Origin of the sequence: Micromonospora sp. NPDC007220 (assembly GCF_040634035.1) — a bacterium.
In the GTDB taxonomy this organism is placed as follows: Bacteria; Actinomycetota; Actinomycetes; order Mycobacteriales; family Micromonosporaceae; genus Micromonospora; species Micromonospora reichwaldensis.
In genome coordinates, this window is the sequence record NZ_JBEYEU010000007.1 from 273852 (window position 1) to 285963 (window position 12112).

10 protein-coding genes are annotated in these 12112 nt (G+C 75.0%); 6 read left to right on the forward strand and 4 right to left on the reverse strand.

Going from position 1 to position 12112, the window contains the following annotated elements; translation table 11 throughout:
• Positions 1 to 186: 186 nt before the first annotated feature.
• Complete coding sequence (locus ABZ573_RS16955; protein ID WP_358118920.1) at positions 187 to 780, reverse strand: hypothetical protein; 594 nt, start codon at positions 778 to 780, stop codon at positions 187 to 189.
• Positions 781 to 1030: 250 nt separating this feature from the next.
• On the opposite strand from ABZ573_RS16955, the gene ABZ573_RS16960 reads away from it, so the two are divergent.
• Entirely contained in the window at positions 1031 to 1582 is a 552-nt protein-coding gene (locus ABZ573_RS16960) for a phosphatase PAP2 family protein (protein WP_327030118.1), read from the forward strand.
• Between the two features lie 166 nt (positions 1583 to 1748).
• On the opposite strand, the gene ABZ573_RS16965 is transcribed toward ABZ573_RS16960, so the two are convergent.
• The 3 genes from ABZ573_RS16965 to ABZ573_RS16975 all read right to left on the reverse strand — a co-directional run bounded on the left by ABZ573_RS16965 (position 1749) and on the right by ABZ573_RS16975 (position 6610).
• Complete coding sequence (locus ABZ573_RS16965; protein WP_358118922.1) at positions 1749 to 2972, reverse strand: hypothetical protein; 1224 nt, start codon at positions 2970 to 2972, stop codon at positions 1749 to 1751.
• Between the two features lie 114 nt (positions 2973 to 3086).
• Positions 3087 to 4772, reverse strand: a complete 1686-nt coding sequence (locus ABZ573_RS16970) for a GTPase (protein ID WP_358118924.1) — start codon at positions 4770 to 4772, stop codon at positions 3087 to 3089.
• A complete protein-coding gene (locus tag ABZ573_RS16975; protein WP_151455879.1) occupies positions 4769 to 6610 on the reverse strand; it encodes a GTPase domain-containing protein in 1842 nt (613 codons plus the stop codon). Before ABZ573_RS16975 ends, ABZ573_RS16970 begins: the two co-directional genes overlap by 4 nt.
• Before the next feature lie 223 nt (positions 6611 to 6833).
• Here ABZ573_RS16975 and dnaK point away from each other — a divergent pair, with 223 nt between their 5' ends.
• From dnaK to ABZ573_RS17000, 5 genes are all read left to right on the forward strand, one after another.
• Complete coding sequence (dnaK, locus tag ABZ573_RS16980; protein WP_151455880.1) at positions 6834 to 8714, forward strand: molecular chaperone DnaK; 1881 nt, start codon at positions 6834 to 6836, stop codon at positions 8712 to 8714.
• A 48-nt stretch (positions 8715 to 8762) separates the two neighbouring features.
• A complete protein-coding gene (gene grpE, locus ABZ573_RS16985; protein WP_151455881.1) occupies positions 8763 to 9491 on the forward strand; it encodes a nucleotide exchange factor GrpE in 729 nt (242 codons plus the stop codon).
• A gap of 84 nt (positions 9492 to 9575) precedes the next feature.
• Positions 9576 to 10772, forward strand: a complete 1197-nt coding sequence (gene dnaJ / locus ABZ573_RS16990) for a molecular chaperone DnaJ (protein ID WP_151455882.1) — start codon at positions 9576 to 9578, stop codon at positions 10770 to 10772.
• Positions 10773 to 10818: 46 nt separating this feature from the next.
• Positions 10819 to 11259, forward strand: coding sequence for a helix-turn-helix transcriptional regulator (locus ABZ573_RS16995; RefSeq protein WP_121399143.1), 441 nt, complete (start codon positions 10819 to 10821; stop codon positions 11257 to 11259).
• 447 nt (positions 11260 to 11706) lie between these two features.
• The gene (locus tag ABZ573_RS17000; protein ID WP_358118928.1) at positions 11707 to 11916 is read left to right on the forward strand and encodes a hypothetical protein; all 210 of its coding nucleotides are present in this window, start codon (positions 11707 to 11709) and stop codon (positions 11914 to 11916) included.
• Positions 11917 to 12112: the final 196 nt, after the last annotated feature.

The following is a 12112-nucleotide window of genomic DNA, read 5'->3' on the forward strand; positions in this document are numbered from 1 at the left end:
GTGCCCCGGGCGCTCGGGCCGGTCGCCGTACCGGCCCGTCCACCGCCGGAGTCGACGAAAGGGGTGTGTGGTGTCCGAGCCAGGCCCAGATCCCACCGTTCCCCTCCTCGGCCGGCACCGGGCCGGCGGCTACCGCCGGCTGGTCGGGGCGCACCGGGCCCCCGGCTCGGGCGGGCCGTCCCGGGGCTACCTGTTCACGGTGGCACTGCTCGCCGGCACCGCGTCGATGCCCATCCTCGCCGCGATCAGCACCGGCTCCGCCACCGTCGGCAGCACGGCCCTGCCGGACGGCAGCACCCCGTTCCTCCCGACGCCCTCGGTCGGCCCCGTGGTGATCCCGGTGCCGGCGACGGGCCGCCCCCCGGTAGCCCCGTCGACCCCGTCCCCCGCCGTGGCCGACCCGGGCGACTGGCGGACCGTCGTGCCCTTCCCGCGTACGCCGATCGTCGCGGCGCCCGCCCCGCCGCCGCCGCTCGGCCCGGCGGCGCGTCCGAAGCCCCCGTCCCGGCCCGGCGGCCGACCGGTACCGCCGCCCTCGTCCCCGAGGCCTTCGGCGCCCTGGTCCCCGAGGCCTCCGGCGTCCCCGAGCCCGTCGCCGAAGCCCTCGCCGAGCCCCAGCCCGAGCCCGGCACCCACGCCGACCGGCGAGCCGACGTCGGTGGAACCGACGAGCACCCTCTCGCTACCGCCGCCCGAGCCCACGGCGTCCCCGGCGCCCAGCGCGTCCCCGGCACCCGACGACCCGACCGCCAGCGCGACCGTCGACCCCGACCCGACCACCGGCGATCCCGGCGGGACCGGGCACCGGGACGGCCGGCCGCGGGTACGGTGACGGTCGACGGCAGGTGATCCACGGCAGGGCCCCGGCCCGGTCGGAGCGCCGGGGTACGGACGGGAACGGTTCCGGGCGACGGCCCGGGGTGGACGCAGAGGCGGGGCGCTGAGCGGGACGGGTGGTTCGGACGCGGAGCCCCACAGCCGTCCGCCCGCCCCGCCACCACCCGGCCGGACCCTCCGGCTCGCCCGGTTCGTGACCGAGCTGACCGCGCCCGCGGTGCTGGTCTCGGCGCTGACGCTGGCGGTCGGCTGGCACAGCGCCCAGGGCGCGCACGGGCTGGCCTGGGGGCTGCTGGCCACGCTCTTCGTCAGCGGGATCCCGTTCGCGTACATCCTCGGCGGGGTGCGTCGCGGCCGGTTGACCGACCATCACGTGGGGATCCGCGAGCAGCGCCGCGTCCCGCTGCTGTTCGGGCTCTGCTCGGTCGCCGCCGGGCTGGCCCTGCTCGCCGTGCTCGGCGCGCCGCGACCGGTGCTGGCGCTGGCCGCCGCCGGGCTCGTCGGCCTGGTGGTCGCCGTGACGGTGAGCCACTGGTGGAAGATGTCGATCCACTCGGCGGTGGCCGCCGGCACGGTGGTCGTGCTGGTGCTCACGTTCGGGGCCGGGTTGCTGGCGACGGCGCCACTGCTCGCGCTGGTCGGTTGGTCCCGGGTCCGCCTGCGCGACCACACCGTGCCCCAGGTGGTCGCGGGACTCGCCCTGGGCGCCCTGGTAGCCGCCCTCTTCTTCGCCCCCCTCCGCTAACCCCCACCCCACCCCTCCCCGTCCGTGCGCCTCCGGTCAAGACCGTCGATCATGCAGTTGTGGTGCCCCGCAAAAGCCGCGTAACGCTGCTTTTCGTCCACCACAACTGCATGATCGACGCGCGCGGGAGGGAGGGCGGGAGGGTGGAAAGGGGGCGGGTGGGGGGTCAGGCGGGGTCGTCCGTGAGGCGGTGGCGGTTGGCCTCGATCCAGGCGTCGAGGGCGGCCGGGTCGTCGGGGTCGACGCCGTCGGCCATCAGCTGCGCGACGGCGGCGGTGGCGGGGCTGCGGCGTTCGCCCGTGCTGTAGAGGCGGGCGAACTCCGGCACCATCTCCTCGACGGCCGTGTCGATCTGCGTCGCCGCCTGCTCGGGCAGCCCGCGCTTGCGGGTGGCGTAGCCGGCCCAGGCGCGCAGCACCCGGGGCAGCAGCGCGGCGTCGTCCATGTCCAGCACCGCGCGCCGGTGCACCCAGTCCAGCAGGAACAGCCCGGCCACGGTGGGGCTCCACCGCAGCGGGTCGGCGTCCGGGAAGCTGGCCGCGTGGTCCAGCAGCAGGCTGAGGCAGAAGTGCAGCGAGGCCAGCTCCGCCCCGTCGATGGTGTCCAGGCCGAAGCGGGCCGCCTCGGGCGAGGCGAGGAACCGGCGGACCAGGTCCGTACGCTCGGCGGCGGAGAGCGGTTCGACGGCGGGCGCGGGGGCCGCCCCGGCCGCCTGCGGCAGCCGTGCCAGCCGGGCGCCGAGCAGGGCGCGGTCGGTGGCGAGCGAGCCCTCCCCGGGCAACTCGGTCAGGCCGTCGGTGATCGCGAGGTGGCGGGTCACCTCGGCGCGCATCCGGGCCGGCTCCTCGTCGCGGAACCAGGTCAGCTCGTCCCCGGCGCACATCTGCCGGACCTGGTCGAGGATGCGGTCGGGCGGCCCGCCGACGAAGACGTCCTTGGTGATGCCGATGTTGTGGTCGAGCAGCGTCACCACGGCGTGCGCCGAACCGCCGGCCGGGTCGTCGTAGGCGAAGGTCGCCAGGTAGGAGGTCTGGTCGCCGTACACGTCGCCGTAGGACCAGCAGCCGGTCAGGTGCACGCGGCCGAGCTGGCCGGCCCAGGCGGGGGTGGCGGCGCCCGGGCGGACCCGGTCGGTGCCCTCGGCGTCGGGCACCAGCGCGGCGAACACGGAACGGATGGTGGTCGCCGCGGCCGAGCGGCGGCGGGAGGTGGCGGCCAGGAAGCCGGCCACGAAGTCCCGGACGGCGGCGTCACGTTCGGTCTCGGCGACCGAGTAGACGCTGCCGAGCAGGGCCGCGCCGAGCATCTCCGCGTCGAGGGCGTTGTCCAGCTTGGCCACGTCGCGGGCGGCGTGCAGCACCGCGTCGTACGGGGTCTGAGGCGTTCCCATCCACCGACCCTACGCCGCCGCCCGCCCCGGGACGGTACGAGCGACCCGAGCGTCCGGCCCGCGTCGCGCCGCCACGCCGCCGACCTGCGGTTGTCGCGGGACGGGATTTTCGGCTCAGCGGCCGGCGGCCTCCCTGAGGGCCGTACGGGCCTCGGCGTAGGAGGCGAGCACCGCCCGCACCGGGGTCAGCACGTGCTCCTCGCCGATCGTCGCCACCGCGTCCGTGAGGCGCCGCTCGGCCCGGCGACGGGCGCGGCGGGCCGCCCAGCGGACGATCGGCCTGGTCAGGGCGGCCACCAGCAGCCCGGCGAGCAGGCCGCCGAGGAGCAGCAGGGTGGGCAGCGGCACCTCGCCGACCATCGGGTGCTCCAGCGCCGGCAGGCCCAGCGCGCGCAGCGCGTAGCCGAGCGCCAGCCAGCCCAGCCCGGCCAGCGCCGCCAGGGTCACCAGCCACTGGAGGCCGCCGACGAACCGCCACCAGAGCGGTCGCCGGTCCATGCCCAGGTCCGTGTTGGCCACCGCGCGGTCCAGCGCGTCCGGCAGGTCGGCGAGGCGGGAGCGGGCGGCGGCGGTCACCGCGGCCGGCCAGGCGGCGGGCAGGTCCGCCCCGGTCCGGTCGGCCACCGACCGGATCGCCAGCCCGAGCGCCGCGCGCTGCGCTGCGGTGGGGTCGGGCACCGAGGTCGCGGCGACGAGGCTCTCCGCCGGTTCGTCGCGCCCGGCGGCCGGGCCGGGCAGGTGCAGCCGGCGCAGCGGGTCGGGCCGCAGCCGTCGCCAGCCCCGCACCAGCGGCCAGCCGGTGGTGGCGGCGCCCCGGTGCCGGTACGCCTGCTCGACCGCCTCGGCGACCGCCGGCACCCCGGCGGCGCCGGCGAGCGCCCGGTGCAGCGCACTGACGGCGGCGGCGTCGGGTCCCCCGGCCGGCGAGGCGCCGCCGACCAGCTCTTCGAGCCCGGCCACCACCGCGTCCACGTCGCCCTGGAGCCGCCGCAGCGCGGCCTGCCGCTCGGCCACCGTGCGTTCGAGCGCCTCCCGCAGCCCGACCATGCCCGCCGGGTCGACGGCGGTGGTCGCCAGCAGCGGTACGCCGTCCAGGCCGTCGGAGTCGAGCAGCCGGCGCAGGTCGGCCAGCACCCGGGGCAGCTCGGCCGGTGGCAGCCGGTCGGCCTGGTTGAGCACGACCAGGGTGACGTCCCGGTGCCGGTGGAACTCGCGCAGGTAGTTGGTGTGGATGACGCGGTCGGCGTACTTCTGCGGGTCGACCACCCACACCACGAGGTCGACCAGGCCGAGCAGTCGGTCCACCTCCAGCCGGTGCGACCGCTGCACCGAGTCGAAGTCGGGCAGGTCGAGCAGGATCAGCCCGTGCAGGGCGGACTCGTCGTCGCCGTCCAGCACGCTCTCCCGGACGAACCGGTGCCGGGGCAGCACGCCCACCCAGTCGAGCAGGCGGTTGCCGCCGTCGAGCGGCCCCCACACGCAGGCGTGCGCGACGCCGGTGGTGGGGCGGCGCACGCCGACCGTGGAGAGTTCCATCCGGGCGAGCGCGTTGAACAGACTGGACTTGCCGCTGCCGGTCGCGCCGGCGAGGGCCACCACGGTGTGGTCGCGGGAGAGCGCCAGCCGGGTGCCGGCCCGCTCGACGAGGGTGTGCGCCGACACGAGCCGCGCGTCCGGCAGGTGGCCGTCGACGACCGTCAGGAACCGGCGTACGGCGTCGAGGCGGGCGACGAGCGCGTCGGCGTCCACCCGCTGGTCACCGCGGAACGCCTCGCGCATCCGCCCGACGATGTTGGTCATGACCCTCCGTCCCCGGTGCCGGGCGGGCCCGCGACGGCCGCGCCGGAGAGGTCGCTGCGGTTGCGGGCGATCTCCACCCGGTTGGCGGCGCCGCGCAGGGCCTCCGCGGTGTCCGCGGCGGGCCGCGCCTGCGCCGTCCGGTCCAGGTAGCGGGCGGCCTCGTCGTCGAGCAGGGCCCGCACCCGGTCCAGCAGGTCGGCCCGGGCCTTGGCGGCCAGCGTACGCACGGCCTGGTCGCCGAAGATCGCCTGGAGCACGGTCTGCGCGGCGACGGTCGTGCCGGCCCCGGTGGCCACCTCCAGCCCGGTGGGGATGAACGCCGTCGAGGCGAACACCGCGATCATGACGGCGAGCCCGGTGGCGTTCACCGCGTACGCGGCCGTCCGGGCCACGAAGCGGCGGTCGCCGCCCTCGGCGCGGACCAGCTCCAGCACGCCACGCTGCCACTCCCGGACCAGCCGCTCGGCCCGTTCGGGCAGGTCGGCGGAGGGGTGGGCCAGCTCAGGTTCGAGCAGCGCCGCCCCGGCGGGATGCGCCTTCCACCCGGTGTACGCGTTCTCGGCCGCCTCGGCGGCGACGCCCCGCAGCAGGGTCACCAGCTGGGACTCGATGGCGTCCCGCAGCTCGGACGCGGGCGCGGGCCGGCCGGTGACCGCCGCTACGACCCGGTCGCGGAGCCGCCCGATGCGGGCCTCCATGGTGCGGAAGAACTCGCCGGTGCCGACGAACTCCTGCCAGCGGGCCAGCACCTCGCCGCGGAGCAGCCGGCCGTCCTTCAGCCCCTGCCCGACGGTCCGGTACGCCCCCCGGTACGCGGCCAGCACCCGCTCGTCGAGCGCGTCGGCGGCGGTGACCTGCTCCTCGGCGGCGTCGGCGAGCCCCTCGACCGCCGGGTGCAGCGCGGCGAGCGCGCCGTCCAGGGTCTGCCGGACCACGGCGGCGCGGGCGTCGGCGTCGGCGGCCAGCCGGGCGAACCAGGCGGCGAGCGGCGCGGTGACCCGCTCGGGCAGCAGGCCCTGCCCGTCGACCCAGGTCTCCGGCAGCACGAAGAGCGGGGCCGCCCCCAGCTCCTGCGCGGCGAGCATCTCCGACAGGTGTGCGGCGATCTCGTCGGCCGCCTCCGCAGGCACCCGGTCCAGCACCATGGCGATGACCGCGCCCCGGGCCCGGGCGCTGCGCAGCAGCTCCCAGGGGACGGCGTCGGCGTAGCGGGCGGCGGTGGTGACGAAGAGCCAGAGGTCGGCGGCGGCCAGGAGCTGACCGGCCAGGGCCCGGTTGGCGTCGACGACCGAGTCGATGTCGGGGGCGTCGAGGAAGGCCAGCCCGGCGGGCAGGGCCGGGGCGGTCACCAGTTGCAGGGTGCGCGGGTCCTCGCTGGGCTCGGTGGTGCGGGTGAGGCCGGGCAGCAGCTCGCCCTGGCGGAACCAGCCCGAGTCGGCCGGGTTGCAGACCAGCACCGGGGAGCGGGTGGTCGGGCGGAGCACCCCGGCGGCGCTCACCCGCGCCTGCACCAGGCTGTTGACCAGCGTGGACTTGCCCGCGCCGGTGGACCCGCCGACCACCACGAGCAGCGGCGCGTCGAGCCGGCGCAGCCGGGGCAGCAGGTAGTCGTCGAGCTGGTCGGTGAGGCTCCCGCCGGCGCGCCGGGCAGGCTCGGCGGAGGGCAGCGCGAGCGGGAACCGGGCCGCCCCGATCGCGGCGCGCAGGCCGGCCAGTGTGGCGGGCAGGCTGTCGTCCCCGGTGGTGGCGGGCCGGTCCTCCCCGGCGTCCGTGGGGCCGGTGCGGGCTGCGACGGTGGGCGTGCCGGCCGGGGTGGCGGGATCGCCGTGCGTCGTCACCGCTAAAGCGTGCCCGACCGATGCAAGGGAAGACAACCGATCGGTACGAACCTGGGGTTGCGTCGGGTCGACTCAACCCCGACTTGACGATTTCGCGGGGCGTGGCACTATTGAGTCAAGTTCACTCAACTTGTGGTGGGGTCGCTGCGGGCGACGCCCGCCGGGCAGCTCGACGGGCGTCGCCCGTCACCTGCCCACAACGTGATGAAGCGAGGAAGCGAAGATGGCACGTGCGGTCGGTATCGACCTGGGCACGACGAACTCCTGCGTCAGCGTTCTGGAGGGCGGTGAGCCCACCGTCATCGCCAACGCTGAAGGCTCGCGGACGACCCCGTCGATCGTCGCGTTCGCCCGCAACGGCGAGGTGCTCGTCGGTGAGGTCGCCAAGCGCCAGGCGGTGACGAACCCGGACCGGACCATCCGCTCGGTCAAGCGGGAGATCGGCACCAACTGGTCCGTCGACATCGACGGCAAGAAGTACACCCCGCAGGAGATCTCGGCCCGCACGCTGATGAAGCTCAAGCGGGACGCCGAGGCGTACCTGGGCGAGCAGATCACCGACGCGGTGATCACCGTCCCGGCCTACTTCAACGACGGCCAGCGCCAGTCCACCAAGGAGGCCGGCGAGATCGCCGGCTTCAACGTGCTGCGGATCGTGAACGAGCCGACCGCGGCGGCCCTGGCGTACGGGCTGGACAAGGGCTCCAAGGAGCAGACCGTCCTGGTCTTCGACCTCGGCGGCGGCACCTTCGACGTGTCGCTGCTGGAGCTGGCCGAGGGCGTCGTCGAGGTCAAGTCGACCAGCGGTGACAACAACCTCGGTGGCGACGACTGGGACCAGCGGATCATCGACCACCTGGTGAAGACCTTCCGCGGCGAGCACGGCATCGACCTGGGCCAGGACAAGATGGCCCTCCAGCGGCTCCGCGAGGCGGCCGAGAAGGCCAAGATCGAGCTGTCCGCCGCCACCACCACCAACATCAACCTGCCGTACATCACGGCCGGCGCGGCGGGCCCGCTGCACCTCGACGTGACCCTCAGCCGGGCCGAGTTCCAGCGGATGACGCAGGACCTGCTGGACCGCTGCAAGGGCCCGTTCGAGCAGGCCGTGAAGGACGCCGGCATCAAGGTCTCCGACGTCGAGCACGTCATCATGGTCGGCGGCTCGACCCGGATGCCGGCCGTGACCGACCTGGTCAAGCAGCTCACCGGCAAGGAGCCCAACAAGGGCGTCAACCCGGACGAGGTCGTCGCCGTCGGCGCCGCCCTCCAGGCCGGCGTGCTCAAGGGCGAGGTCAAGGACGTCCTGCTGCTCGACGTGACCCCGCTGAGCCTGGGCATCGAGACCAAGGGCGGCATCTTCACCAAGCTGATCGAGCGCAACACCACCATCCCGACCAAGCGCTCCGAGGTCTTCACCACGGCGGACGACAACCAGCCGTCGGTGCTGATCCAGGTGTTCCAGGGTGAGCGGGAGATCGCGGCCTACAACAAGAAGCTCGGCACCTTCGAGCTGACCGGCCTCCCGCCGGCGCCGCGCGGCGTGCCGCAGATCGAGGTCACCTTCGACATCGACGCCAACGGCATCGTCAACGTCCACGCCAAGGACCTCGGCACCGGCAAGGAACAGAAGATGACGATCACCGGCGGCTCCTCGCTGCCGAAGGACGACATCGAGCGCATGCGCCGCGACGCCGAGGAACACGCCGAGGACGACAAGCGTCGCCGCGAGGAGGCCGAGACCCGCAACCTGGCCGAGGCGCTCCAGTGGCAGACCGAGAAGTTCCTGGCCGAGAGCGGCGACAAGCTGCCGGCGGAGTCCCGTGACAAGATCAACGAGGCGCTCGGTGAGCTGCGCGGCGCGCTCGGCGGCCAGGACATCGAGAAGATCAAGTCGGCCCACGAGCGGCTGGCGCAGGTCTCCCAGGAGGCCGGCTCGCTGCTCTACGCCCAGCAGGGCGAGCAGCCGGGCGAGGCCGGTCCGGGCGCGGCGGGTGCCGCGGGCGCCGGGGCGACCGGCGGTACGCAGGCCGGCGGGCCCGCCGGCGGCGCGGACGACGTGGTCGACGCGGAGATCGTGGACGAGGACAAGGACAAGAAGTGACGATCCGTCCCTGGACACGGCACCACGGCAGAGGGATGAGGTAGCCCCATGACGGAGAAGCCACGAGCTGCCGACCCGGGTGCGACCGGGTCGGCGCCGGGTGGCTCCGCGCCCGCCGAGCAGGCCGGCGACGGGCCGCGGGTCGTCATCCGTGACAACCGCAAGATCAGCGAGACGTCCGAGCCGGCCGCCGCCGACGCCGGCTCGGACGCCCCGGCCGAGGGCCTGGTCGAGGAGTCCGAGGTCGTCGTCGACGAGATCGAGGTCGAGGCGACCGAGGTGACCGGCCCGCCGGTGGTGGACGCCCCGGCCCAGCCGGTCGACGGCGGCCCGAGCGCGCTCGGCGCCGAACTCGAGGCGCTGCGCAAGGACCTCGACGAGCGGACCCGGGACCTCCAGCGGGTGACGGCGGAGTACGCCAACTACCGCAAGCGAGTGGACCGGGACAAGGGTCTGGTCACCGAGCAGGCAACCGGTGCGGTGCTCGCCGCGCTGCTGCCGATCCTCGACGACCTGGACCGGGCCCGCGAGCACGGCGACCTGGTCGGGCCGTTCGGCAGCGTGGCCGACCAGCTCACCACGGCGCTCGGCAAGTTCGGGCTCACCCCGTTCGGCGAGCAGGGCGACCCGTTCGACCCGACCCGGCACGAGGCGGTCGCGCACCAGACCTCGGCCGACGTCACCGAGCCCACCTGCGTACAGGTGATGCGTCGGGGCTACCAGGTCGGTGAGCGGCTGTTGCGGCCCGCGATGGTCGCAGTCGCCGACCCGGAGTAGTGCGGAACGACGACCGGACCGTCCCGCCTGCCCGCAGAGGGCCGGCGGGACGGTCGGTCCCCAGCTAGGGAAGGGGGTGGACCGGTGAGTTCCAAGGACTGGATCGAGAAGGACTTCTACGCCGTGCTGGGCGTGGACAAGGCCGCCACCGCCGACGACGTCAAGAAGGCGTACCGGAAACTGGCCCGGGATTCGCACCCGGACCACAACCCCGGCGACCCGAAGGCCGAGGAGCGCTTCAAGGCCGCCTCCGAGGCGTACGCCGTCCTCGGCGACGACGCCAAGCGGCGGGAGTACGACGAGCTGCGGTCGCTGTTCGGCTCGGGGGCGTTCCGGCGCGGAGCCCGTGGCGCCGGCCAGCCCGGCGGCGTGCCGTTCGACGTCTCCGACCTGTTCGGGGGCGCCGCGGGCGGGGGCGGTGACCGCCGCTTCGGCGGGGCCGGCTTCCAGGACCTGTTCAGCTCGATCTTCTCGGGCGGTGCCGGCGGTCCCGCCGCCGGCGGGGCGGCGGCCCGTGGCCCGGCCCGGGGGCGGGACGTCGAGGCCGAGGTGGCCCTCGACTTCGACGACGCCGTACGCGGGGTGACGCTCCCGCTGACGCTGCGCGCCCCCGGGGTGTGCGACACCTGCCACGGCAACGGGGCCAAGCCCGGCACCCAGCCGCGCACCTGCCCGGTGTGCCACGGGGCCGGGGTGGCCAACCGCAACCAGGGGTCGTTCAGCTTCTCCGAGCCGTGCCGCAACTGCCAGGGCGTGGGCACCGTCGTGGACGAGAAGTGCCCCGAGTGCCAGGGCACCGGCGGGGTCACCAAGACCCGCACGCTGAACGTCCGTTTCCCGGCCGGCGTGGCGGACGGCCAGAAGATCCGGCTGGCCGGGCGGGGCGAGCCCGGCGCGCGAGGTGGCCCGGCGGGCGACCTCTTCGTACACGTGAAGGTGCGGCCGGACGAATTGTTCGGGCGTACCGGCGACGACCTCACGCTGACGGTGCCGGTCACGTTCGCGGAGGCCGTGCTCGGCACGGACCTGCGGGTGCCCACCCTCGACGGCACGGTGACCCTGCGGGTGCCACCGGGCACGCCGAGCGGCCGGATCCTGCGGGCGCGGGGCAAGGGGGTGGTCCGCCGTGACGGTCAGGCGGGCGACCTGCTGGTGACGCTCGACGTGGTGGTACCCGCGAAGGTGTCCGACGAGGCGCGAGCGGCGTTGGAGGACTTCGCCGCACAGACCCCGCCGGCCGCCCGGGAACATCTCGAGGCGCGCGTACGTCGATTCAGTTGACCCGGTGTTCAGTCGGCTCGGTGGAGTGCACGCGGAGGTGAGCGGGATGTCGGACGAGTTCGTCGGCTCGGGTGACCCTGCCTACGAGGCCAAGGTGCTGATGATCTCGGTGGCGGCGCGGATGGCGGGGATGCACCCGCAGACCCTGCGCCAGTACGACCGGTTGGGCCTGGTCCAGCCGGGACGTGCCGCCGGCGGCGGGCGCCGCTACAGCGTCCGCGACGTGGTGCTGCTGCGCGAGGTGCAGCGGCTCAGCCAGGACGACGGGATCAACCTGGCCGGAGTCAAACGGATCATCGGGCTGGAACGGCTGCTGGAGCAGGCGCAGCAGCGGGTGGCCCGGCTGGAGGCGGAGCTGGACGCCGCGTACCGGCGGATCGCCGAACTGGAGGCGCTGGCCCGCTTCCCGGGCAGCGACCTCGTGCCGACCAACCGCACCTCCACCGCGCTGGTGGTCTGGCGTCCCCGCCGGGGCCCCGAGCGCTGACGACACCTCCCGCGCCCGGCCGCTCTCCCGCGCCCGGGCGCGGTCGTCTTTCCGCTCCCGCGCGGCGGGCGCGGTCGTCCTCCCGTCCCGCTCGGCGGCCCGGTGGCGGGCGTGGTCGCCACTGCCGGTCCCGCCGGTCCGCCGCACCCGAACGTGCACCCTTCCGGCTCCGGCTCCGGGTATGCCGTCGTCGGTCGCTGCCGCTATCGCCGCACCGCCCGCGTTGCTGGCGGGCAGGCCTTCCAGGCGCGTCGCGTCCGCCGTGTCGCCGAACACCGCTCCGCCTGAGCCACGAGTGGAACACCACGGGTGTCTCCGCCCCCGGATGACACCCCTGGTGTTCCACTCGTCGCGGTTGCCGGTTTGCCGGCGAGGGAGGCACCGGATCCGCTAATCTGCGAATCAGGTCCAACCCGCTTAATCCGGACTCCAATGGCAGGGGGAGCCATGACGGAAGCCGCGAGGAAGGTTGCCCAGCAGGCGGAGGAACGGCTCGAAGAGGTGGCGAAGGACGTCCGGGAGAAATTCGACCGGGTCACCGAGGGCCGCTTCACCGACAAGGTCAAGAACGGCGCGTTCGCCGACCGGGCCGACCACGGCACCGAGCAGGGACGCGACGAGACGAGACGCCGCGAAAAGGGCGGACCGGAGCACTGACGTTCCGCCGACGTGCGGGCCGGGACCCACGGGGGGTCCCGGCCCGCACGTCGCCGGGGGCGCGGACCGGGACGCTCGTGGGCTGCGGCCCGTTCGTCGTCGGGGGCGCGGACCGGGACGCTCGTGGGCTGCGGCCCGTTCGTCGTCGGGGGCGCGGACCGGGACGCTCGTGGGCTGCGGCCCGTTCGTCGTCGGG

Excerpts from the sequence above, each read along its gene's own strand:
- ABZ573_RS16965 (WP_358118922.1), bottom strand. The coding sequence starts at position 2,972 with ATGGGAACGCCTCAGACCCCGTACGACGCGGTGCTGCACGCCGCCCGC.
- ABZ573_RS16970 (WP_358118924.1), bottom strand. The coding sequence starts at position 4,772 with ATGACCAACATCGTCGGGCGGATGCGCGAGGCGTTCCGCGGTGACCAG.
- dnaK (WP_151455880.1), top strand. The coding sequence starts at position 6,834 with ATGGCACGTGCGGTCGGTATCGACCTGGGCACGACGAACTCCTGCGTC.
- grpE (WP_151455881.1), top strand. The coding sequence starts at position 8,763 with ATGACGGAGAAGCCACGAGCTGCCGACCCGGGTGCGACCGGGTCGGCG.
- ABZ573_RS16995 (WP_121399143.1), top strand. The coding sequence starts at position 10,819 with ATGTCGGACGAGTTCGTCGGCTCGGGTGACCCTGCCTACGAGGCCAAG.
- ABZ573_RS17000 (WP_358118928.1), top strand. The coding sequence starts at position 11,707 with ATGACGGAAGCCGCGAGGAAGGTTGCCCAGCAGGCGGAGGAACGGCTC.